Consider the following 22,060-nt stretch of genomic DNA (forward strand, 5'->3'; position numbering starts at 1 on the left):
GTGCCTATCTCATCTCGAGCGACAGGGTGTCACTGCGGTTTTCCCAACCGACCTGCTCCAGTTCCGGCGTATCTGACAGGGTTTCGGGCAGGCCGACGCAGAAATAACCGATCAGGCGCCAGCTATCGGGCACATTCAGATCCCGGGCCATGCGGTCAGGGTCAAGGATCGACACCCAGCCCAGCCCCAGCCCCTCGGCGCGCAGCGCGAGCCAGAACAGGGTGATCGCCGACACCACGGAATAACGCCGCATCTCGGGCATGGTGCCTGCGCCCAGACCCTGCCCCTTGTCGGTGGCATCGTCGCAGAACACGGCCAGTTGCACCGGGGCCTCTTGCATCCCGGACAGTTTCAACTGGCTGTACAACTGCGCCTTTTCGCCGGAATACCCGCTCAGCGCCTGTTCGTTTGCGGCTTGGAAATTCTTCAATGCCGCGTCCCGCGCGGCGTCACTTTCGACGCGGATCACGCGCCAGGGTTCGCTCAGCCCCACCGAAGGGGCCAGCTGAAACGTGTCGAGGCAGCGCATCAGCACCGCCTCGTCAATCGCGTCGGTGCGGAACCGGCGCACATCGCGCCGGAGCCGCATCAACAGATCGAACTGCGTGCGAAAATCATCGGTGAAAGTCTGATCCCGCACGCGTCCGCCTGCTTATTCTTCTGCCGCAGCTTCTTCAGCCGGTGCAGCAGCCGCTTCGGCAGCTTCAGCAGCCTTGGCCGCTTTCTCTTCCGCGCGCTCCTGAGCTTTCTTGCCCGGGGTGCCCTTGTTGGGGTTGTTACGCTCGGCCTTGTCGCGGGTGCCGGCAGCTTCCAGCATACGTGCGATACGGTCGGTGGGCTGTGCGCCCTGATCCAGCCAGTACTGAACGCGCTCCATGTTCATTTTCACGCGCTCTTCGCTGTCTTTCGGCAGCAGCGGGTTGTAGGTGCCCAGTTTCTCGATGAAACGGCCATCGCGGGGCATGCGGCTGTCGGCCGCCACGATGCGATAGAAGGGACGTTTTTTCGAGCCGCCGCGGGCGAGACGAATTTTCATTGCCATGGTGGTATCTCCTTTGAATGGCGTGTGCCGGGATATTCTCCGGTCAATTCTGGTGTTTCTTGTGGTGTCGGATGACTTCCTGAATGATGAAATTCAGGAAAGCCTTGGCGAAATCGGGGTCCAGATCGGCCTCTTTCGCCAGGTCTTCTAACCGTGCGATCTGCGTCGCTTCGCGCGCAGGATCGGACGGGGGAAGGTCGTGCGCGGCCTTGAGCTTGCCAACGGCCTGCGTGTGCTTGAACCGCTCGCCCAGCGTATAGACAAGGATCGCGTCCAGCCGGTCGATGCTTTCGCGGTGGTCCTTCAACAGCGCTGCGGCTTGCGTCACTGGGTTGGTCATTGGCCGGTCCTTTCGGTGGTCAAAGCGGGGGTCTTCAGATCGATCTGCGGGTGACGCCAGATCTGGGCTGTCTTGCCAAGCAGCTCGCCCTCGCGCTCATATGTGGCACCAAGGCGTTTGGCCAGCGCGCGCGAGCGGTCGTTGGCGTGGGCGATATACGAGATCACACCATTCAGACCCTGATGCCGCGCCGCATAATCGCGTGCGGCCTCAGCGGCTTCAAAGCCCAGCCCCTTGCCTTCGGCCTCTGCCAGCAGCGACCAGCCCAGCTCGGGCTCGGCCCAGCCGGGCACGTCGATGATACCGGCCCATCCCACGAATGCGCCGCTGGCCTTCTCGGTCAGGTGCCACAGGCCATAACCGCGCAGCGCCCAATGGCCCAGACGGTTCGACAACGAGCCCCAGCATTCGAATGCATCCTTGGGCCCGCCGACCATATGGCTGCGCTCGGTTGCGAAGAATTCGGTCATCGCGGGCAGATCATCCAGATGCGGCGCGCGCAGGATCAGGCGGTCGGTTTCAACGGTGGGGATGGTGAACGAGGTCATGCGTAGGCCTCCATCCCGCCATTCACCAGATCGCCGGGGGCCGGGTGCCGCCAGATTTCCGAGCGGCCATATTTGGGGTGCTCATAGTGATATTCGAACTGCGCGCCCAGCCGTTTGGCCACGGCCTTGCTGGGGTGATTGTCCGGATCAATCAGCGAGATCGCCGTATCCCAGCCCAGTACGTCATAGGCATAAGATCGCGCGGCCAGCGCAGCCTCGGTCGCATACCCTTTGCCGGTAGCGTGGGTCATCAGGGTCCAGCCGACCTCGGGCTCGGGCCAGCCTTCGGGGAACCACAGGCCGATCCGCCCGACATAAGCGCCGGTGTCTTTGTCATCGACACTCCAATAGCCATAGCCGCGCAGAACCCAGTGCCCCAAAAGCGAGGCAACCAGCCGCCACGTCTCGTCCCGGCGCATTGGTCCACCGACATGCTTCGCGGCATCACTGGCGAAGAATTCGACATCCGCGTCCAGATCAGCCTCGGACGGCGCGCGCATGATCAGGCGCTCGGTTTCCAGCGTCGGGATGGGCAGCGCGAAGCTCATGACCGTACCTCGCCATAGCGCCAGACATGCTGATCTGCGCCAAAGGCGCGCTCGGCCTCTGTGTCCCGCGAGGCGCCCAACCGTTCGGCCAGCGCGTTCGACCGAGTATTGCTGGCGGACACGTAGCTTACGAACTGTCCCGATCCAAGGAGATCGAAGCCGAAATCGCGCACGGCAGAACAAGCTTCGGTGGCATATCCCTGCATGCGGTGCTGTGCGTCGAACATATAGCCAAGCTCGGGCTCGTGGTCGTCCCATTCGAGACCCAGAATGACGAAGCCGATGGCCTGATCATCCTCTTTCAAGGTGACGGTAAACAGCCCATGCCCGTGCAGCAGCCACCCGGATGTGTAGTACGAGAATTCGGTCCAGGCTTCCTGCTCGGTATCGCCAAAGCTGTCCCGGCAGATCGAAATCCATGTGGGAAGGTCGCCCAATGTCGGCGCGCGCAGAACCAGCCGCCGGGTCTGAAAGACCGGCAGGGCCGCGCGGTATTGCGCTGCTGCCATCGCCGCCTTACCGGACGGGGGCTGGGTGCAGCGTGCAGGTGTCATTTCTTCTTGCCAAATCCGCTGAGACCGGGGGGCAGGCCCATGCCGCCGCCCAGACCGGGCAAGCCGCCGGGCATCTTGCCGCCCATCGCCTTGGCCGCCTGTTCCAGCGCTTTGGGGTCCATGCCTGCGGCCATTTCTTCAGGCGAGGGGCCGCCTTTGCCGAACATGCCCTTCATGGCCTGTTTCAGCATCTTGCCTTTGCCCATCTTGCCCATCTTCTTCATCATGTCCGACATCTGCCGGTGCATCTTGAGCAGTTTGTTGAGGTCGCTGACCTCCATTCCCGAACCGGCGGCGATGCGTTTCTTGCGGCTGGCCTGCAGCAGTTGCGGATTGGCGCGTTCGCGTTTGGTCATGGACTGGATCATGGCGATCTGCTGGCGCAGGATCTTGTCGTCCAGTCCGGCCTGATCCATCTGCTTGGCCATTTTGCCCATGCCCGGCATCATGCCCATCATGCCCTGCATACCGCCCATCTGGATCATCTGTTCCAGCTGCATTTTCAGGTCGTTCATGTTGAACTGACCTTTGACCATGCGCTTCATCATGCGCTCGGTCTGTTCCATCTCCATCGTTTCCTGGGCCTTTTCGACCAGAGCAACGATGTCGCCCATGCCCAGAATACGTCCCGCGATCCGGTCCGGCTCGAAGGTCTCAAGCGCGTCCATCTTCTCGCCCAGACCGACAAAGCGGATCGGCTTGCCGGTGACCGCGCGCATCGACAGCGCCGCGCCGCCGCGCCCGTCACCGTCCATCCGGGTCAGGACCACGCCCGAGATACCGACCTTGGCGTCGAATTCTTCGGCGACCTCGACGGCGACCTGACCGGTCAGGCCGTCGACCACCAGCAGGGTCTCGCGCGGATCAACCACGTTGCGGACCTGCTCGACCTCGTCCATCAGCACTTCGTCAATGTGCAGACGACCCGCAGTGTCGAGCATATAGACGTCGTAACCGCCCAGCGTCGCCTGCTGTTTGGCGCGTTTGGCGATGTCGACAGGTTTCTGACCGGGAACGATCGGCAGGGTATCCACACCGACCTGCGTGCCCAGAACCGCCAACTGATCCATCGCCGCCGGGCGGTAGACGTCGAGCGAGGCCATCAGGACCTTCTTGCCCTCTTTCTCTTTCAGGCGTTTGGCCAGCTTACCGGTTGTGGTCGTCTTACCCGAACCCTGCAGACCGACCATCAGGATCGGGGCAGGCGGGTTGTCGATCTTCAGGGCACCGGGGTCTTCTTCGCCACGCAGGGTATCGACCAGAGCGTCATGCACGATCTTGACGACCTGCTGGCCGGGGGTGATCGATTTGGTGACGGCCTGCCCGGTCGCCTGTTCCTGCACCTTCTTGACGAACGCGCGCGCCACCGGCAGCGAGACGTCAGCCTCAAGTAGGGCAACCCGAACCTCACGCAGGGCGGTTTTGACGTCTTCCTCGGACAGGGCACCTTGTTTGGTCAGCCGGTCAAAGACGCCAGAGAGGCGTTCGGATAGATTTTCAAACATGCCTGCGGCCTCCTTAGCCGGTTATCTGGTGGCGCTTCTCAGATAAGAAACACCGGTTAAATACACAATTGCCCCCTCCCACTGAATTAGACGTGGGGGTAATGCCAAATGGCATTGCCCCCACGGGCGAAACTCGCTGGTGGGGGGCGATCCCTGAACGACTCAAGGGACCGGAAGGTTAGACTCTTCCGGATGTTTGGGGGTGCTCTACGCCCAAGCGCTTTCTGAGTCAAGCCAAGCGCTTTGAGCAAACACAGTGTTGGTCTAATGTCCTTGTGTCGGGGTCAGGTTTGGAGATTAGAGATGAGTCAACCATTTCCCGAGCGCATCAACGACTATGTTGGTGAAGTTACGAATACCGACATCTGGTCCAGTTTCGAAATCCGCCCGGATGATATCTTCGTCTGCACGCCACCCAAATGCGGCACCACATGGACGCAGACACTGGTCCGCATGTTGATCACCAAAACCGCCGATCCCTCGATTTACGACAATCGGGTCTCGCCCTGGCTGGATTGCGGTTTCCGGGATCGCGAGGAGCAGGACAGGATGCTGGCGGCGCAGACGCACAGGCGCTGCATCAAGACCCACACGCCGCTGGACGGGATCACCTATTCATCGGACGCCACCTATCTTGTGGTGCACCGTCACCCGGTCGATGTGCATCTCTCGCTGCGCAACCACGTGGCGAATATGAAAGATGACTGGCTGGACTACCTGTTCCCCGAAGACATGTCCGAAGCCTTCGCGATGTTCCTCGACCGACCCGCCTCATCCAAAGGTACCGACGATCTGACGCTGGCGTCGTTAATCTATCATTATCAGTCGTTCCGGGAGTTCCGGCATCTGCCGAACATCCATTTCCTGCACTACGCCGAGCTCAGCCGGGACTTGCCGGGGCAAGTGGCGCGGATTGCCGGGATCATGGGGGCCGAGATCGAGCCCGCACTGATCGACGAAATCGCGCAGGCCGCAAGCTTTGGGTCGATGAAAGAGAACGCCAGACGAGCGTCGCAACAGCCCGGGTTCCAAAGTGCGTTTCAGGATTATGCGAATTTCTTCGCTTCAGGGACCAGCAACAAATGGGAAGGCAAGCTGACTGACGACGACATGGCGCGATATGATGTACGCTTGTCCGAGATGGTCACCCCGGCTGAAAGGGCGTGGCTGGAGCACGGGCAAAACCCATGACCGTCAGGCTGGTTCCCGCGCTTCGTCCTGCTGTCGCGCGGGCAGCCAGACGTTGACCGCGTCAACCAATTGATGCGCACCGCGCCCGTTCGAGAATGCTTCGACAATAGGATGCCGCCCTGCGCTCATGCCTTTGTCGAGTATCAAGACCGGTCGGAAGAGGGGCGTCTTTCTATTGTCGCGGCGCGATGTGGTACTTTCTATCTCGGCATGGGACAGGTTCGACAGAACATGCTCAACCGCTTCATAGCCAAAGACAGATTGCCTGCGGATCACGATGCTGTTCTTGTTGCGGTCCAGTATGACCTGAACCCGGCGCACGAAGGCGCAGAAGGCTCCTACGCCCATTCCACCGCCCATCAGCGCGAAGAAACTGCCGAACCAGATATTTTCGCCACCTTCACTGATCATGAAAAGCCCAACACCGACAAATACCAGAATGAAGAACACCAGCGAGATGCCGATGAACCAGGGCGTATCGGACAGGATCAGTTGGTTCGAAGTGTTGCGCGTGACTTTCATGGGGGCACGCTAACACTGATTTCTGAACCTGTCGTGGCTTGAAATTGCCTCCCGGTTGCGCGATGAGCGCGTCACACGAGGAGGTTACAATGGACGCATCATCCGCCTTTCAGGACACGTTACCGCTCAGTTCCGACGCGCTTCTGGCGCAGTTGGACGATTGGGGGCTGACCTATCGCCTGCACAGCCATGTGCCGCTGCGCACGGTCGAGGACGCGAAGGCGGTCGAGGATCAGTTCATGGTGCCGGGCGAGAACGCCCTGCGGCTCAAGAACCTGTATCTGCGCGACAAGAAAAAGCGCAACTATCTGGTGACGCTGGAACAGAGCCGCGAGATCGACCTCAAGGCGCTGGGGGCCGAGTTGGGGATCGGCAACCTGTCCTTTGGCTCTGCCGATCGTCTGTTTCAGAACCTCGGTATCCGTCCCGGCGCGGTCAGCCCGCTGGCGATGATCAATGGCGTCGGAAACGAAGTGCGGTTCTTTATGGACGGCGCTGCCCAGCAGGCGGATGTCATTTATATGCACCCGTTGGTCAATGACCGCACCATTGCAATGGCGCGTGACGATCTGATGGCGTTTTTTGATCGTATCGGTTGCGAGGCGACCTGGCTGCCCTGATCACCCTTCAAGCGCTTCTTTCAGGGCGGCGGCGACATGGGCGGCTGAGGGGTTGATGAACAGATGCCCGTCGGCCTCGAACACCGGGTCGTCCAGATGATCGGGGAAGGCAAGCGGAAGCTCGGTGCAGGCCAGCAGGATGGCGGTGCCGGGGGTGGCATGTGTGTTGCAAAAGGCCAGCAGGCGTGCACGGGCGGTCTCTGACGCGCCGCCGTAGAAGTCGCTGTCGATCATCGCCTGCATCTCGACAATCTCGTCCTCGGGCAGGCGTGTGTTTGCGGTGATGCCTTCAACTGCCAGCCGGTCGGCATAGTTACTGGCCTGCATTGTGACTGTGGTTCCAAGCACCAGCGCATTGGTGGCACCGGTTGAGGCGGTCGCTTCTGCCGTGGCGTCGAAAATGCTGAGAATGGGCATCGCGACTCCTTCGCGGATCGCATGCAGCCGCGCATGGGGTGTGTTCGAGGCGATGATGGCAAAATCGCACCCTGCGCGTTCCAGCGTCAGCAGCGCCTCTCGGAACACCGCGTCGAAGGCGGCCCAGCTCTCCTCGTCACCGGCCACGCCGCGCAAGGCGCGGGTTCTGGCTTGGGTGACGGATTCAATGGTCATCGGTGGGATTGGCAGCGGCGCGCCATGGCCTCGTTCTGCGAAATAGCGCCCCGCGCCCTCGGCAATCGCCCGGTAATAATCGACGGTCGAGGCCCAGCCCACGCCGCCCAGTATTCCGATCTTCTTCATGTGAAACGCCCAGTCTGTTGATCTGCCTCAGCGCAGACTGGACGTTCAGGCGGTGCTGGTCAATCAGGCCGCCAGCTCGGTGACCGCTTTCTGCGCATTCGACAAAGTGGTCTCGGGGTCCAGCGCCATGCGGTCAGCGGCGATCACCTCGACATTGTCGATGCCGATGAAGCCCAGAACATGACGGGCATAGGTGGTGGCAAAGTCGATCTCAGAGCCCACGGTGGTACCGCCCGAGGCCACGGCGAGGATGGCGCGCTTGCCCTCCAGCAATCCCTTGGGCCCCTCTTCGGAATAGGCGAATGTCAGGCCCGCACGGGCAACCAGATCGATCCACGCCTTGAATGCGGCAGGCACCGAGAAGTTGTAGATCGGCAGGCCGATGACGATAGTATCGGCGTCTTGCAGTTCGGCCACCAGCTCGTCCGACAAAGACAGCAGGTCGCGCTGTATGGGATCGCGTTGGTCGGCGGGGGTGAAATTGGCATTGATCCAGCCCTCGGTCAGCAGCGGCAGCGGCGTGGCCAGATCGCGGCGGATGATACGCCCGGCATTCAGGTGGCGAACCACCCGGTCGGACAGATCGCGGGTGGCCGATCCGGTGCGGCGGGCAGAGGCGTCGATATGCAGGATGGTGTTGGTCATTTTGACGGGTCCTTTGTTGCGGAATTGCGTTCTGTTGCCTCAATATGATTGTTGCACTTGCGAACAAAACTCGGATATACCAACAGTCATTGTTGGAATTTGCACATTGGAACGGCTGCAATGGACAATTGGGACGAGGTGAGAACCGCCTATCAGGTGGCGCGTATGGGAACGGTCAGCGGCGCAGCAGATGTACTGGGCGTGCACCACGCCACCGTCATTCGCCATATCGACGCGATCGAGGCGCGGTTGGGTGTCAAGCTGTTCCAGCGCCATGCGCGCGGATACACCCCGACCGAAGCCGGCGGGGACCTGCTGCGCGTGGCACAGGCGACCGAGGATCAGTTCAACCAGCTTGTGGGCCGCATGAAAGGCCGCGGCAATGATGTCTCGGGCGAGTTGGTGGTGACCTCGCTGGCCTCGCTTGCACCGTTGATCGTGCCGACGCTGACCGCGTTCCAGCAGACCCATCCCGGCCTGATCGTGCGCTATTTGACCGGCGATCGCCTGTTCCGTCTGGAATATGGCGAGGCGCATGTGGCCATCCGCGCCGGAGCTGCGCCGGACCAGCCCGACAACGTGGTGCAGCCCTTCATCCCGCAAGAGGTCGGCCTGTTCGCCAGCAAAGGCTATATCGCGCAGCACGGCAAACCCTCGGGCGTCGAGGATTTCGCCAATCACCACTTCGTCGGCAATGACGACGAAAACAGCCGCGCACCGTTTTCCCGCTGGCTGCGCGCCAATGCGCCGGAACAGGCGATCACCTTTCGCTGCACCAACAATTTCTGCATGCGCGAGGCGGTTCTGTCCGGGGCAGGCATCGGCTTCATGGCCCGGTGGGAGGCCGCGCGCGATCCCGATCTGGTCGAGGTGATGGATCCGCTGCCCGAATGGTCGGGCAAGCTGTGGCTGGTAACGCATGTGGATTTGCATCGCACCACCAAAGTACAGACATTCCTGTCCTTCCTGAAAGATCAGTCCAAGGGCTGGCTGCCGTGACCCCTCAGGCGCGCGGCCATCTGGCCATGCTGGTATTCTCGGCACTGGTGGCGGGCAGTTTCTCGCTGGGCTCGATGGTGGCCAATGAAATCGCACCTTCGGCAATCACGGCGGCGCGCTTTGCCATTGCCGCCGTGGTAATCGGCATCGCGGCCCTTGCCACGACGGGGATATCGCGCAGCGCGGCGCGGGCACCCTGGCGCTATCTGGTGCTGGGCGCGCTGTTCGGCACTTACTTCGTCCTGATGTTCTACGGGTTGAAAACCGCGCCGCCGGTCAGTGCGGCGGCGGTGTTCACCCTGACCCCGGTGATGTCGGCGCTGGCCGGGTGGGTGTTGCTGCGCCAGATCACCACGCCACGCATGGCGCTGGCCCTGACGGTCGGCGCTGTCGGTGCGCTTTGGGTGATCTTCCGGGCCGACTGGCAGGCCTTTCAGGCCTTCGAGATCGGGGTGGGTGAGATCATCTATTTCTGGGGCTGCGCCGCCCATGCCATCTATACGCCGATGGTGCGGCGGCTGAACCGGGGCGAGCCTGCGGTTGTGTTCGCTTTTGGCACACTGGTCGCGGGATGCCTGATCCTGACAGTCTGGGGCTGGTCCGATATCCGCGCCACTGATTGGGCAAACCTGCCGGGGATCGTCTGGCTGACCCTGCTGTACATCTCGCTGTTCGCGACCGCTGCCAGTTTTGTATTGGTGCAGTTCGCGGCGCTGTGCCTGCCTGCGGCCAAGGTCATGGCCTATACCTATCTGATCCCAAGCTGGGTGATCCTGTGGGAAATCGCGCTGGGGCGGCCCGCGCCGACTGCGCTGGTGCTGGTGGGCGCGGTACTGACCGCTGTGGCCCTGTTGCTGCTGCTCAAAAGCGAGGACCCGCCGCTGCAGCAGGCGCGCGCAGTCGCCGGAAGCCGGAAGGGTTAGCGATCCGCCATATTCACTTCATCGAATTCATTGAGGCAGATCAAAGCCCGCCGCGCTGCCCTCCTGTAGCCTGACTCACAGGAACAGGAGGATAACATGTACAAACATATTATGTTTCCCGTCGACGCCCATCTGCCGTCCGAGGTGCGCAAGGCCGCTGATGTCGCCGCGCAGGTGGCGAAATGGCAGGGGGCCAAAATCACCATCGTCACGGTAACCGGCCATCAGGGGCAGGCGACCTCAGGCGCGGATATCAGCGACGAGCTGAGCGCCTTTGCCGATCAACTGGCCAAGGACAGCGGTGCCGAGGTGGGTTTCCACAACATCCACTCGGTTGATGTCGGGGCCGAGGTCGACAGCGATCTGACCCATGCGGTGGAAGAGATCGGCGCCGATCTGATCGTGGTCGGAACTCATGCGCCGCGGATCATGGATTACATCTTCTCCAGCCATGCCGCGTATCTGGCCGGCCACGCGACGACCTCGGTGTTTGTGGTCCGATAATCAGGTTTCGGGATCAGCGGGCAGTTCGGTTTCCAGAAACCGTTCGAACGCGTCCAGATTGACCGGTTCGAACTGCCCGAACCCCTGCATCCAGACCGAGGCCGCGCGCAGGGCGTCGGGCTCCAGCTTGCACCATTTCACCCGACCGCGCTTTTCCTGACTGATCAGCCCGGCACGGGTCAGAATGACCAGATGTTTCGAGATCGCGGCCAGCGACATCTCGAACGGGTCGGCCACATCCGTCACGGCCATGTCATCCTCCAGCAGCATCGCCAGAATGGCGCGGCGGGTGGGATCGGCGAGGGCCGCAAAAACGGTGTCGAGGTCATTGGACATGGCATCGCAGAACCACAGTCGTCCGGTTTGGTCAACCATTTGGTTGAATATGTGGATTCCAACGATTTCGACGAAATCGGATGCGGCTGACGATCTTACCTCATCAAGATTTCAGATAATAACATTTAAAAACAATATGATGGCCTGCGGCATTTGGGGCGCGCAACGTCGTTGACTCTGCGGTCCCATCCCCTTAGCACCTACCCCAAGACTGTGCGAGGGAAACGCCCGTGACCGATGATGACCAAAAGCAGCGTATGGCGCAGCTTGAGGCCAAGATCGACGCGGCGAAAAAGGCCAAAGCGCCGACACCCCGTGCGGATGCTGACATATCCGGGAGCGAGCTTGCCTGGAGGATGGTCATCGAAATGGTATCCGGTCTTGGGATCGGATTTGGCATCGGATACGGGCTGGACAGCCTGCTCGGGACGATCCCGATCTTTCTGGTGCTGTTCACATTGCTGGGCCTTGTCGCGGGCGTGAAGGTTATGCTCCGCAGCGCGAAAGAGGTTCAAGAGAAACAAGCGGCCCATATGCAGGCCGAGAAGGACGAGAGGGACTGAACGTGGCAACCGAGACCACCGCAGAAACCGCAGAAAAAGGCAGCAGCCTGGCTTTCCATCCGATGGACCAGTTCATCGTCAAGCCGTTGTTTGGCGACGGTGCGGTGGGCATGTTCACGATCACCAACGCGACCCTGTGGCTGTTCCTTGCGGTTCTGGCGGTTGCCGCTCTGCTGGTGCTGCCGACGTCCAAGCGCGCGATCGTGCCCAGCCGGATGCAGTCCGTTGCCGAACTGACCTATGGCTTCATATACAAGATGCTGGAAGACATCTGCGGCAAGGAAGGCGTCAAGTACTTCCCCTATGTCATGACCCTGTTCATGTTCATCGTCTGCGCCAACTTCCTTGGCATGCTGCCGATGTCGTTTACCACCACATCGCATTTCGCCGTGACCATCCCGCTGGCGCTGGCCGTGTTCCTGACCGTGACCGTTCTGGGTTTCGTCAAGAACGGCGCAGGTTTTCTGGGCCTGTTCTGGGTCTCCAGCGCGCCGCTGGCGCTGCGTCCGGTTCTGGCGATCATCGAGCTGATCTCGTACTTCGTGCGCCCGGTCAGCCACTCCATTCGTCTTGCCGGTAACGTCATGGCAGGCCACGCGGTGATCAAGGTGTTCGCGGGCTTTGCCGCGATTGCCGCGATCTCGCCCGTGTCCGTTCTGGCGATCACCGCAATGTACGGCCTTGAGGTCCTCGTGTCCTTCATTCAGGCCTACGTCTTCACCATTCTGACCTGTGTATATCTCAAGGATGCGCTGCATCCGTCGCACTAAGGTCCGATAACCCAACATCGAAACTTCCAATCGTAAGGAGAATTCTCATGGAAGGCGATCTCGCACACATCGGCGCAGGCCTGGCAGCAATCGGTTCCGGCGCAGCCGCAATCGGGGTGGGCAACGTTGCAGGCAACTTCCTGGCCGGCGCCCTGCGCAACCCTTCGGCGGCTGCTTCGCAGACCGCAACCCTGTTCATCGGTATCGCGTTCGCAGAAGCGCTGGGCATCTTCGCATTCCTGGTCTCGCTGCTGCTGATGTTCGCCGTATAATCTGCGGAACCTGATCCTTACGCGCAGGTGGGCCCAAGCCATAGCGGCCCGCCTGTTGTAAAGACAACGTTCCGACGGAGGACATCATGGCGACTGAACCCATTGCTGAAGAAGTAGTAGGCACATGCGTTGATTCCAGCGGTTACGCCGTGGGGATGCCGCAGCTCTGCTTCGATTGGTTCCCCAACCAGATTTTCTGGCTGGTCATCACGCTGGTCGTCATCTTTCTGGTCCTGTCCCGCGTGGCTCTGCCCCGCATCGCGGCAATCCTGGCCGAACGTCAGGGGACCATTACAAATGACCTGGCTGCGGCCGAAGATCTGAAGGCCAAAGCGGTCGAGGCCGAAGAGGCCTATAACAAGGCGCTGGCCGATGCCCGGTCTGAGGCACAGCGTATCGCAGCGGAAGCCCGCGCCGAAATCCAGTCTGGTCTGGATGACGCGATTGCCAAGGCGGATGCGGAAATCGCTGCAAAGGCGGCTGAATCGGAAAAGGCGATTGCCGAAATCCGTGCCGGTGCGCTGGAAAGCATTCAAGTGGTTGCCAAGGATACGGCGGCTGAACTGGTCACCGCACTGGGCGGCGAGGCGGATGCCAAAGCCATCGACAGCGCCGTTGACGCGCAGATGAAAGGATAAGTGACATGCGGAACACTCTTGCCCTTATCCTGACCGTTGGTGCCGCCAGCCCCGCGCTGGCCGCAAGCGGCCCGTTCTTCTCGCTTGGCAACACCGACTTTGTGGTCCTTCTGGGCTTCATCGTCTTCATCGCGGTCCTGTTCTACTTCAAAGTCCCCGGCCTGATCGGTGGCGCCCTGGACAACCGTGCCGCTGGCATCCAGTCCGAACTGGACGAGGCCCGTGCCCTGCATGAAGAAGCGCGCAGCCTGCTGGCCTCGTATGAGCGCAAGCAGCGCGAAGTTCAGGGTCAGGCAGATGCCATCGTGGCGGCGGCCAAGGACGATGCCGTTCTGGCTGCGGAACAGGCCAAAGTCGATCTGGAGAAATCCATCGCCCGCCGTCTGGCAGCGGCACAGGATCAGATCGCTTCGGCAGAAGCCTCGGCCGTGAAAGAGGTGCGTGATCAGGCCATCACCGTTGCTGTTTCGGCAGCCAACGCCGTGCTGGCCAAGCAGATGACCGCCACACAGGCGAACAAGCTGATCGACGCCGCCATCGCGGATGTGGGTGAAAAACTGCACTGATCACCCGGATCATATGACTTGAAAAACCCGAGGGCCGCGCGCCGCTCGGGTTTTTTGTTTGTGAGCCCTGGGTCTCTGCAGTCAGATTTCGCCGGTCTCGTGCCGCAACCGCTGCTGCGCGATCTCTTCGTTGCGCAGGGCCTTCTGCTGATCGGCCATGCAGCTTTTGACAAAGTTCAGATGATCTTCAACCGCCTGCCGTGCGCCTTTCGGGTCGCGATCCTGCAGCGCAGTGTTGATGGCGCGGTGCTGGTCCAGAATGGCGTCGCGGGTGGTGCGCTGCTGGAACATGATCTGCCGGTTGTAGAACACGCCCTGCCGCAGCAGATCGAACATCGACCGCATCATGTGCAGCATCACCACGTTATGGCTAGCCTCGATGATGGCCATGTGGAATTGGGCGTCCAGATGCGCCTCTTCCTGGGCGGCGTTGCGGGCATGGGCGTCCTCCATCTTGTCGAGGATTGCCTGCACCACTTTCAGATCGCTGTCCGATCCCATCCGCGCGGCGCGCTCAGCGGCCAGACCCTCCATATCGCGCCGGAATGAGAGATAGTCGAACACCGCCTCTTCATGGCTGCTGAACAGACGGATCAATGCGGGTGAGAAGGCCGAGCCCAGAACCTCGGCCACATAGATGCCCGACCCGGCCTTGGCAGTCAGCAGGCCCTGTTCCTGCAGATCCGAGATTGCCTCGCGCAGCGATGGGCGCGACACGCCCAGCCGTTCGGACAATTCGCGTTCGGGCGGCAGGCGTTCACCGGGGCGCAGGATGCCACGCAGGATCAGCAATTCGATCTGACGGACCACCGCTAGGGACAGTTTCTCGGTCTGGACTTTCTGGAAGGGCATGGGGCGATCACTTGAAATTGGTCAGTTCACATGACCACATATCCGTCCAGTGTTCAAGAACGCCTCACGCGGGGTCGAAATATTAGGTCACAACTATTGACTTAAATCTCGCCTTGCCTAATCTGCAGCGCAGGGGGCAGAGGAGACCCCGAACCAATGGATCACCTGTATGCCACCCGCGCCTCGCGGATGAAGGCCTCTGAAATCCGCGAATTGCTGAAACTGCTTGGCCAGCCCGGCATCATCTCATTCGCGGGCGGTATTCCGGACCCGGCCCTGTTTCCAGCGGGTGCTTTCGCGCAGGCCTTTCAGGGCGCGCTTGGCCCGGGGCAACAAGCGCAGGCGCTGCAATACTCAGTCAGCGAAGGCTATGCGCCGCTGCGTGAATGGCTGGTCGCGCATATGCGCGGGATCGGGGTGGAGTGTGACATCGACAATATCCTGATCACCTCCGGCTCACAGCAGGCGCTGGACTATCTGGGCAAGCTGTTCCTGTCGCCGGGTGATACCGCGCTGGTCGGCTGGCCCACTTATCTGGGCGCGCTGAACGCCTTCGACGCCTATGAGCCGCGCTTTGATCAACTCAGTATCAACGGCAATCGCGGGGCCGCCGAATACCGGGCCGCTGCGGGGGACAGCCCGATCAAGTTTGCCTATCTCTCTGCCGATTTCGCCAACCCGACCGGCGAGACGGTTGACTTGCGGGGCAGGGAGGCTCTGCTGGATCTGGCCGATGAACTGGACTGTGCCGTGATCGAGGACGGTGCCTATCAGGCGCTGCGCTATGATGGCGATCCGATCCCGCCGATCCTGGCCTTGGAGCAGGCCCGCAAGGGCGCGATCGAAAACTGCCGCACGATCTATTGCGGCAGCTTCTCAAAAACCCTGTCGCCGGGGCTGCGGGTTGGCTGGGTGGTGGCTTCAAAGCCGGTGATCTCGCAATTGGTGTTGCTGAAACAGGCCGCTGATCTGCATTCTTCGACGATCAACCAGATGGCGGTGTATCAGGTGGCGCGGGACTGTTTCGAAACCCACATCCCCAAACTGCGCCAAACCTACGCCGCGCGCCGCGACGCCATGCTTGAGGCGTTGGCCCAGCATATGCCCGAGGGCGTAAGCTGGACCCGCCCCGAGGGCGGCATGTTCGTTTGGATCACCCTGCCCAAAGGCATTGACGGTGCCGATCTGCTGGCGCGTGCGCTGGAAACGGTCAAGCTGGCCTTTGTGCCCGGCCAGGCATTCTATCCCGACGACACCGGGGCCAACACGATCCGGCTGAGTTTTTCCAACTCGGACGAAGACACGATCCGCGAAGGCATCGCACGTCTGGGGCAGGTCTTGCGCGACTGAACCGGGAAAGGATTCGTTAACCATATTGCCGCAATAACGGCTGCATGATCCGAGTTCTGGCCCTCCTGTTGCTCGCTGCCTGCTCCGGCGGCTCGCCTTATTTCCGCGACCAACCTGCCACCCGCGTCGCGGTGAATGGCAGCGTCTTCGACGTGCGCGTGCGCAATGAACTGGCCGAGGCGGTGCGCGTGAACCCGCAATACGCCCCGCGTCTGGGTCCGATCCGCGACCGCGCGGCGCTGGCGATGGCGCAGGTCTCGGGCTGCCCGCTTCTAGATGTTCTGGGCGATGCGGCGGTCACTGTGGGGGTGTTGGGTTGCGATCGCGAGTTAGGCGAGAAGCTAATTCTGGGCGCATTGCTTCGCCGTCCCTATGAATGCGTCAACTACGGCTATTCCGGCGGTTACGGCTATCAGGTCTTTGAATGCACACCGTATTGAGATACGTGGCTTTGCGCGTAGTTTTGCCAAGATATTGTGGATAACTCGGGCAAACCACCCATATCCTGCGCAATCACGTTGACACCTGCACCATCCCTTGCGCAGACTTCCTACCTATAGGAATCATACCAAGAGCAGCCATTGCGTTTCAGCAAACTCAAACTGACCGGCTTCAAAAGCTTCGTGGACCCGACCGATCTGATCATCGCGGACGGGCTGACCGGAGTTGTCGGTCCCAATGGCTGCGGCAAGTCCAACCTGCTGGAAGCCCTGCGCTGGGTGATGGGCGAAAACCGCCCCAAATCCATGCGCGGCGGTGCGATGGAGGATGTGATCTTTGCTGGTGCGGCCACCCGGCCCGCGCGCAACTTTGCCGAGGTGGTCCTGACCATGGACAACTCGGAACGGCTGGCGCCTTCGGGCTTCAATGACAGCGACCAGCTTGAGATCGTCCGCCGCATCACCCGCGACGTGGGCAGCGCCTACAAGACCAACGGCAAGGACGTCCGCGCCCGCGATGTGCAGATGCTGTTCGCCGACGCCTCGACCGGCGCGCATTCGCCTGCACTGGTGGGGCAGAACCGTATCGCTGAGTTGATCAACGCCAAACCCCGCGCCCGCCGCCGCATTCTGGAAGAGGCTGCCGGGATCTCGGGTCTCTATCAGCGCCGCCACGAGGCCGAGCTGAAACTGAAAGGCACCGAGGCCAACCTGACCCGCGTCGATGACGTGCTGGAACAACTGGGTGGTCAACTGGCGCAACTCGCCCGTCAGGCGCGTCAGGCCGCACGTTACCGCGAGATCGGCGAGCAACTGCGGCAGGCCGAGGGGATGCTGCTCTATCGTCGCTGGAAAGAGGCCGACATGGCCCGACAGGCGGCGGAAGAAAAGCTGCGCGACCGACTCACCGAAGCCTCTCGCGCCGAGGCCGAAGCCCGCGAGGCCGCCGCCCGACGCGCTGAGATCGAAGAAACCCTGCCACCCCTGCGTGAAGAAGAGGCCATCGCCGCCGCCGTGTTGCAGCGTCAGATGGTGCAGCGCGATCAGCTCTCGGATCAGGAAAACCGCGCGCGGCAGACCATCGAGACGCTGACCAACCGCATCCAGCAATTGGGCAACGATATCGAACGGGAAACCGGGCTGAACCGGGATGCGGGCGAGATGATCGAGCGGCTGGAATGGGAAGCCCGCGAACTGGCCAAAGCGGCCGAAGGTCATGACGAAAAGGTGACTGAGGCCGCCGAAATCGCCCGCGAGGCTGCGTCGGTTCTGCAGGACCGCGAAGATCACCTGTCGCAACAGACCGAGGATATGGCCCGTCTGGTCGCCCGCCACCAGTCGGCGCAGCGTCTGGTCGAGGACAGCCGCAAGACCTTGGCCCGGTCCGAGGGCGAAGAGGAAAAGGCCCGTGCCGCTGTGGACGAGGCGAAATCAGCCCTGACCCGCGCCAGCGAGGCGTTCGAGACCGCGCAAGAGGGTGAGGAAGAGGCCCGCGAAGCCGCCGAGGCCGCCGAAGAAGCACTCGCCGCCGCCGATGAGCTGCGCAACGAAACGCAGGCCCGCGAGGCCGAGGCCCGCGCGCAACGGTCCGAGGCCGAAGGCGAGTTGGGTGCAATCCGTGCCGAGACCACCGCGCTGGCCAAGCTGGTTGAACGCGACACCGCCGAGGGCGGGCAGGTGCTGGACCTGCTGCGCGTCGCTCCGGGCTATGAAAAAGCTCTGGGCGCGGCCTTGGCTGATGATCTGCGCGCACCGCTGGTCGAAGGTGATGGGCCCTCCGGCTGGGTACAGGTGGCGCGCTATGACAGCGATCAGCCTTTGCCCGAAGGGGCCGAGCCGCTGGCGCTGCATGTCTCCGGCCCCGACCGCCTGAGCCGTCGGATTGCGCAGATCGGGCTGATCGACGCAGATCAGGGCGCGCGGTTGCAGGCCTCGCTGAAACCCGGTCAGCGCCTGGTTTCACGCTCGGGCGATCTGTGGCGCTGGGACGGGTTCCGCGCCTGGGCCGAGGATGCGCCAAGCGCTGCGGCCCTGCGGCTGGAACAGCTCAACAAGCTGGAGGCGCTGAAACAGGAACTGGCCCGCACCGAGGCACAAGCCGACGGCGCCCGCGCCGCGCATGAGGCGCTGTCGCAGCAACTGGCCGATGTCACCGAAGCCGACCGCCGCGCGCGCGAGGCTCGCCGCGCCGCCGACCAGCGCATGGCCGAAACCGCGCGGATGCTCAGCCGGGCCGAGGCGGATCGCAATCTGGCGCAGGGAAAGCTGGAAACGCTGACACTGGCTGTTGATCGCCATAAGGAAGATGCGATGTCTGCCCGCGCGCAACTGCGCGAGGCGGAGGGCGCGCTGACCGGGCTGGGCGACCTCGACAGTGCCCGCGCGCAGGTCGAGGATATCAAACAGACCGTCGAGGCGGCGCGGATCACCATGCTGACCCACCGTTCGTCCCATGACGAGTTGCGTCGTGAAGGTGAGGCCCGCACCCGGCGATCGCAGGAGGTCACCAAGGACCTCAGCGGTTGGCGGCACCGTTTGGAAACGGCCGAGAAGCGGATTTCCGAACTGGCCGAGCGCAAGGAAAGCTCGGAAGAAGAACTCTCAGACGCCATGGCCGCCCCCGGCGAAATCGCCGAGGCGCGGGAAGAGCTGAACGAGCTGATCGAAACCGCCGAGGCCCGCCGCGCCGAGGCCGCGGACAAGCTGGCCGAGGCCGAGACCCAGCAGCGCGAGGTGGTGCTGGCCGAGCGCGAGGCTGAACGTCTGGCCTCGGAAGCCCGCGAAAGCCGCGCAGCGGCTGAGGCGCGTTGTGACGCGGCCAAGGAAAGCGTGGTCGCGGCGGCAGAACGGATTGCCGAGGATCAGCAACTGACGCCGAACCAGTTGCTGAACCAGCTCGACACCAACCCCGACCAGATGCCCGCCGCCGACGCGCTGGAGGCCGAGGTCAATCGCCACAAACGCCAGCGTGACGCGATGGGCGCGGTGAACCTGCGCGCCGAGGAAGACAGCAAAGAGGTTCAGGAAGAATTCGACACGCTGAACGGCGAAAAGGGTGATCTGGAAGAAGCAATCAAGGCCCTGCGCAGCGGCATCGCCAGCCTCAACCGCGAAGGACGCGAGCGGCTGCTGACAGCGTTTGAACAGGTGAATTCGAACTTCGCCATGCTGTTCAAGCACCTTTTCGGCGGTGGCGAGGCCAATCTGGTCATGGTCGAAAGCGACGATCCGCTGGATGCCGGGCTTGAGATCATGTGCCAGCCGCCGGGCAAGAAACTCTCGACCCTCAGCCTGCTTTCGGGCGGCGAGCAGACCCTGACCGCAACCGCGCTGATCTTCGGCGTCTTCCTCGCCAACCCCGCGCCGATCTGCGTGCTGGACGAGGTCGATGCACCGCTGGACGACGCTAACGTCACCCGATTCTGCGATCTGCTGGACGAGATGTGCCGCCAGACCGACACCCGTTTCCTGATCATCACCCACCACGCGGTGACCATGGCGCGGATGGACCGTCTGTTCGGTGTTACCATGCAGGAACAGGGCGTCAGCCAGCTGGTCTCGGTCGATCTGAAAAAAGCCGAACAGATGGTCGCCTGACCTTTCACCGCAACGTTATGAGCTGTTTCAACCGGCTTGGGCTAAGCTGGCCGCATGACCCGGTATCTGATCCTCGCCCTCATGACCGCCACACCGCTCATGGCCGCCGAATGGCCCACCAAGCCCGGAGACGTGCCCTTATCCGCCGAGGAGCTGGACGCGCTGGCAGGGCGCACGCTGACCTTCTATGACGACGGCCAATCCCGGTTTTCAGCCGGAGGGGCCTATTCCTACACCTACGCCAGCGGCGAATCCGCCTTTGGCACCTATTCCATCGCCGAAGACGGCAGCGTCTGCATCGCCTATCGCAACGGGTTCAGCCGGTGTGATTTGTATGTGCGCAGTGGGGAGAGGTTGATCCTGATTGATGAGAAGGGGGATCGCTATCCGGTCAGGCCGGAGTGAAGTGGAAGTGCACCGCTATTCATGTCATCCAATGGCCGCTGTGCGGGACGAAGCGGACATTGAAATTGCTCAAATTAGCGGTCTCTCACCAGTGAACAGCCTGATCCAAGATAGATCACTGAATTCCACATCTCTTCCGTCACTTTGCAGTTGCCGGTTCCCTTTCCTTGGTCATCTGTAATGCTGAGTTCTTCTGGCGCGGATCTCTGCGGAAAAATCAGCTTTTTAGTGTCGAAAAATAAATCCCAAACTGCGTTCATCTTCACTAATACCTCCAGCGGGCTACGTGCCCTTGAAGACTGCGCGACATTTTTCGTTGGGCGTGAGTGGCGGAACAGCTAGAAAGGGGGCAAATTCACCACTTTGGAAATTTTACCGATGCCAATTTCGGTTCAGATCGTTGCCACCCCAGAAACCAGTGCCTCCAGCGTATTTGGCCTGTATGACACTTTGGTGGCTGCAGGGCGGGACTGGGAACATCTGGTGAGCGGTGAGGAGCCTATGCCGGTGTTTGACGTCAGTCTCGTTGGACCGGACGTTGATGGGTTTCGTTGCGGAAGTGGTGTATGGATCGCGCCAGACCAGACATTTAAGAACGCAGACGACGCAGATATTGTTATCGTACCCGGACTGACACTTTCACCGCACGAACGGCTCGACCCCGAACAACATCCTTGTTTAGCGTGGCTTGCCAAGCGTGACTTGGCCAAGACGCGTATCGTGTCAGCCTGCACAGGGGCGGTTTATTTGGCGGAAATAGGTATTTTGGATGGGGTTGAAGCGACCACACATTGGGCTTGGGAAGGCCTTTTTCGAAGGTTCTATCCAAATGTGCGGCTTCGCATCGACCGCGGCCTTTGCTTTGCTGATGCGTCTCGCGGACCCGTAACGTCGGGTGGGACAACCGGGTGGCAGGAACTCGCTACGTTCCTGATCGCGCATTACGGCGGCACGCAAAGGGCGGTGCGGGCAGCAAAAGTCTGGCTTATGGCCAACCGCGGAGAACTTCAGTCACCATTCAGTTCAATGATCACTACGGCACCTCATGCTGACGCCATTATCTCACAGGCTCAGTTATGGATTGCAGATAATTACGCCATCGATAACCCAGTCGCAGAAATGGTTAAACGTTCCGGGCTGCCACCAACTACGTTCGCACGACGCTTTCGCAAAGCCACGAATAAATCACCGCAAGATTACGTTTTGGCGCTGCGAATTGAAGAGGCCCGGCAATTGCTTGAAACTACCAACTGCTCCGTGGTGGAGGTCGGAGAAGCAGTCGGCTATGCCGATACGCCGTCGTTTAGAAGGTTGTTCAAGCGAAAGACAGGACTGAACCCTGCCGAACATCGCAAAATGTTCGGCCTGTCTCGGTTTTCTAGCTACTCTTGATAGACGGTGTTCAAGATTGGCCATCCTATTGACCGCTTTGGGCTTATTTCGTTGAAAAACTCGCCCTTGATCGAGGGCTGAACTGCTGATTCAATTCCTGTAGTGGAGGGGAGGATCAGCCATGATGGGACCAAGGCAAGAGGCTCAAGCTGCGCTGTTCTATGAGTTCTCGCTGGAAGATCACGTGCCTCAGGACC

At 61.3% G+C, this 22,060-nt stretch carries 28 protein-coding genes; 15 read left to right on the forward strand and 13 right to left on the reverse strand.

Annotated elements, in window-relative coordinates; all coding sequences use genetic code 11:
• Window positions 1-4: 4 nt before the first annotated feature.
• From bluB to ffh, 7 genes are read right to left on the reverse strand one after another with little or no spacing between them, the layout of a single operon-like run.
• Entirely contained in the window at window positions 5-640 is a 636-nt protein-coding gene (gene bluB / locus ACR0K9_RS19615) for a 5,6-dimethylbenzimidazole synthase (RefSeq protein ID WP_480825659.1), read from the reverse strand.
• A gap of 12 nt (window positions 641-652) precedes the next feature.
• Window positions 653-1,042: a 30S ribosomal protein S16 gene (rpsP, locus tag ACR0K9_RS19620; RefSeq protein ID WP_170561254.1), complete on the reverse strand. Its 390-nt coding sequence runs from the start codon at window positions 1,040-1,042 to the stop codon at window positions 653-655.
• Window positions 1,043-1,085: 43 nt separating this feature from the next.
• Window positions 1,086-1,382, reverse strand: a complete 297-nt coding sequence (locus tag ACR0K9_RS19625; protein WP_480825661.1) for a chorismate mutase — start codon at window positions 1,380-1,382, stop codon at window positions 1,086-1,088.
• On the reverse strand, window positions 1,379-1,930 hold the full coding sequence (locus tag ACR0K9_RS19630; protein WP_480825663.1) for a GNAT family N-acetyltransferase: 552 nt from the start codon (window positions 1,928-1,930) through the stop codon (window positions 1,379-1,381). The genes ACR0K9_RS19625 and ACR0K9_RS19630 overlap by 4 nt, the downstream gene beginning before the upstream one ends.
• Window positions 1,927-2,478, reverse strand: coding sequence for a GNAT family N-acetyltransferase (locus ACR0K9_RS19635; protein WP_480825665.1), 552 nt, complete (start codon window positions 2,476-2,478; stop codon window positions 1,927-1,929). The genes ACR0K9_RS19630 and ACR0K9_RS19635 overlap by 4 nt, the downstream gene beginning before the upstream one ends.
• The gene (locus tag ACR0K9_RS19640; protein WP_480825667.1) at window positions 2,475-3,032 is read right to left on the reverse strand and encodes a GNAT family N-acetyltransferase; all 558 of its coding nucleotides are present in this window, start codon (window positions 3,030-3,032) and stop codon (window positions 2,475-2,477) included. The genes ACR0K9_RS19635 and ACR0K9_RS19640 overlap by 4 nt, the downstream gene beginning before the upstream one ends.
• Window positions 3,029-4,537 carry a signal recognition particle protein gene (ffh, locus tag ACR0K9_RS19645; protein WP_480825669.1) on the reverse strand — a complete coding sequence of 503 codons (1,509 nt, stop codon included), beginning with the start codon at window positions 4,535-4,537 and terminating at the stop codon, window positions 3,029-3,031. Before ffh ends, ACR0K9_RS19640 begins: the two co-directional genes overlap by 4 nt.
• A gap of 303 nt (window positions 4,538-4,840) precedes the next feature.
• On the opposite strand from ffh, the gene ACR0K9_RS19650 reads away from it, so the two are divergent.
• Window positions 4,841-5,728, forward strand: coding sequence for a sulfotransferase domain-containing protein (locus ACR0K9_RS19650; protein WP_480825671.1), 888 nt, complete (start codon window positions 4,841-4,843; stop codon window positions 5,726-5,728).
• Between the two features lie 3 nt (window positions 5,729-5,731).
• Here ACR0K9_RS19650 and ACR0K9_RS19655 read toward each other — a convergent pair whose 3' ends face one another.
• On the reverse strand, window positions 5,732-6,250 hold the full coding sequence (locus tag ACR0K9_RS19655; RefSeq protein WP_480825673.1) for a hypothetical protein: 519 nt from the start codon (window positions 6,248-6,250) through the stop codon (window positions 5,732-5,734).
• A gap of 89 nt (window positions 6,251-6,339) precedes the next feature.
• On the opposite strand from ACR0K9_RS19655, the gene ACR0K9_RS19660 reads away from it, so the two are divergent.
• On the forward strand, window positions 6,340-6,870 hold the full coding sequence (locus ACR0K9_RS19660; RefSeq protein ID WP_480536270.1) for a prolyl-tRNA synthetase associated domain-containing protein: 531 nt from the start codon (window positions 6,340-6,342) through the stop codon (window positions 6,868-6,870).
• Here ACR0K9_RS19660 and ACR0K9_RS19665 read toward each other — a convergent pair whose 3' ends face one another.
• Together ACR0K9_RS19665 and ACR0K9_RS19670 are read right to left on the reverse strand one after the other, a co-directional pair.
• Window positions 6,871-7,611, reverse strand: coding sequence for an aspartate/glutamate racemase family protein (locus ACR0K9_RS19665; RefSeq protein ID WP_480825675.1), 741 nt, complete (start codon window positions 7,609-7,611; stop codon window positions 6,871-6,873).
• Between the two features lie 63 nt (window positions 7,612-7,674).
• Window positions 7,675-8,256, reverse strand: a complete 582-nt coding sequence (locus ACR0K9_RS19670; RefSeq protein WP_480536267.1) for an FMN-dependent NADH-azoreductase — start codon at window positions 8,254-8,256, stop codon at window positions 7,675-7,677.
• Between the two features lie 120 nt (window positions 8,257-8,376).
• Between ACR0K9_RS19670 and ACR0K9_RS19675 the strand changes: the two genes are divergently transcribed.
• The 3 genes from ACR0K9_RS19675 to ACR0K9_RS19685 all read left to right on the forward strand — a co-directional run bounded on the left by ACR0K9_RS19675 (window position 8,377) and on the right by ACR0K9_RS19685 (window position 10,682).
• Window positions 8,377-9,255, forward strand: a complete 879-nt coding sequence (locus ACR0K9_RS19675; RefSeq protein ID WP_480825677.1) for a LysR family transcriptional regulator — start codon at window positions 8,377-8,379, stop codon at window positions 9,253-9,255.
• Window positions 9,252-10,178, forward strand: coding sequence for a DMT family transporter (locus tag ACR0K9_RS19680; protein WP_480825679.1), 927 nt, complete (start codon window positions 9,252-9,254; stop codon window positions 10,176-10,178). The genes ACR0K9_RS19675 and ACR0K9_RS19680 overlap by 4 nt, the downstream gene beginning before the upstream one ends.
• A 96-nt stretch (window positions 10,179-10,274) precedes the next feature.
• Window positions 10,275-10,682 (forward strand): universal stress protein, encoded by a 408-nt coding sequence (locus tag ACR0K9_RS19685; protein ID WP_480536263.1) that lies wholly within the window; start codon window positions 10,275-10,277, stop codon window positions 10,680-10,682.
• On the opposite strand, the gene ACR0K9_RS19690 is transcribed toward ACR0K9_RS19685, so the two are convergent.
• Window positions 10,683-11,018 (reverse strand): ArsR/SmtB family transcription factor, encoded by a 336-nt coding sequence (locus ACR0K9_RS19690; RefSeq protein ID WP_480536303.1) that lies wholly within the window; start codon window positions 11,016-11,018, stop codon window positions 10,683-10,685.
• Between the two features lie 230 nt (window positions 11,019-11,248).
• On the opposite strand from ACR0K9_RS19690, the gene ACR0K9_RS19695 reads away from it, so the two are divergent.
• The 5 genes from ACR0K9_RS19695 to ACR0K9_RS19715 all read left to right on the forward strand — a co-directional run bounded on the left by ACR0K9_RS19695 (window position 11,249) and on the right by ACR0K9_RS19715 (window position 13,827).
• Complete coding sequence (locus ACR0K9_RS19695) at window positions 11,249-11,581, forward strand: AtpZ/AtpI family protein (RefSeq protein WP_480825681.1); 333 nt, start codon at window positions 11,249-11,251, stop codon at window positions 11,579-11,581.
• Between the two features lie 2 nt (window positions 11,582-11,583).
• A complete protein-coding gene (locus tag ACR0K9_RS19700; RefSeq protein ID WP_480825683.1) occupies window positions 11,584-12,351 on the forward strand; it encodes a F0F1 ATP synthase subunit A in 768 nt (255 codons plus the stop codon).
• Between the two features lie 47 nt (window positions 12,352-12,398).
• Entirely contained in the window at window positions 12,399-12,623 is a 225-nt protein-coding gene (locus ACR0K9_RS19705; protein WP_005981269.1) for a F0F1 ATP synthase subunit C, read from the forward strand.
• Window positions 12,624-12,709: 86 nt separating this feature from the next.
• Complete coding sequence (locus tag ACR0K9_RS19710; RefSeq protein WP_480825685.1) at window positions 12,710-13,261, forward strand: F0F1 ATP synthase subunit B'; 552 nt, start codon at window positions 12,710-12,712, stop codon at window positions 13,259-13,261.
• Window positions 13,262-13,266: 5 nt separating this feature from the next.
• The gene (locus tag ACR0K9_RS19715; protein WP_480825687.1) at window positions 13,267-13,827 is read left to right on the forward strand and encodes a F0F1 ATP synthase subunit B; all 561 of its coding nucleotides are present in this window, start codon (window positions 13,267-13,269) and stop codon (window positions 13,825-13,827) included.
• Between the two features lie 81 nt (window positions 13,828-13,908).
• Here ACR0K9_RS19715 and ACR0K9_RS19720 read toward each other — a convergent pair whose 3' ends face one another.
• Entirely contained in the window at window positions 13,909-14,679 is a 771-nt protein-coding gene (locus ACR0K9_RS19720) for a FadR/GntR family transcriptional regulator (RefSeq protein ID WP_480825689.1), read from the reverse strand.
• Window positions 14,680-14,835: 156 nt separating this feature from the next.
• Here ACR0K9_RS19720 and ACR0K9_RS19725 point away from each other — a divergent pair, with 156 nt between their 5' ends.
• The 4 genes from ACR0K9_RS19725 to ACR0K9_RS19740 all read left to right on the forward strand — a co-directional run bounded on the left by ACR0K9_RS19725 (window position 14,836) and on the right by ACR0K9_RS19740 (window position 20,471).
• A complete protein-coding gene (locus ACR0K9_RS19725; protein WP_480825691.1) occupies window positions 14,836-16,029 on the forward strand; it encodes an aminotransferase-like domain-containing protein in 1,194 nt (397 codons plus the stop codon).
• A gap of 44 nt (window positions 16,030-16,073) precedes the next feature.
• Window positions 16,074-16,469 (forward strand): hypothetical protein, encoded by a 396-nt coding sequence (locus ACR0K9_RS19730; protein ID WP_480536253.1) that lies wholly within the window; start codon window positions 16,074-16,076, stop codon window positions 16,467-16,469.
• A gap of 141 nt (window positions 16,470-16,610) precedes the next feature.
• A complete protein-coding gene (locus ACR0K9_RS19735) occupies window positions 16,611-20,066 on the forward strand; it encodes a chromosome segregation SMC family protein (RefSeq protein ID WP_480825693.1) in 3,456 nt (1,151 codons plus the stop codon).
• 54 nt (window positions 20,067-20,120) lie between these two features.
• Window positions 20,121-20,471, forward strand: a complete 351-nt coding sequence (locus ACR0K9_RS19740) for a hypothetical protein (RefSeq protein WP_480536251.1) — start codon at window positions 20,121-20,123, stop codon at window positions 20,469-20,471.
• 74 nt (window positions 20,472-20,545) lie between these two features.
• Here the strand turns inward: ACR0K9_RS19740 and ACR0K9_RS19745 are convergent, their stop codons facing one another.
• Complete coding sequence (locus tag ACR0K9_RS19745; RefSeq protein ID WP_480825695.1) at window positions 20,546-20,737, reverse strand: hypothetical protein; 192 nt, start codon at window positions 20,735-20,737, stop codon at window positions 20,546-20,548.
• Between the two features lie 112 nt (window positions 20,738-20,849).
• On the opposite strand from ACR0K9_RS19745, the gene ACR0K9_RS19750 reads away from it, so the two are divergent.
• Window positions 20,850-21,863, forward strand: coding sequence for a GlxA family transcriptional regulator (locus ACR0K9_RS19750; protein WP_480825697.1), 1,014 nt, complete (start codon window positions 20,850-20,852; stop codon window positions 21,861-21,863).
• Window positions 21,864-22,060 lie beyond the last annotated feature (197 nt).

The sequence above is a fragment of the Ruegeria sp. L12 genome, assembly GCF_056531745.1.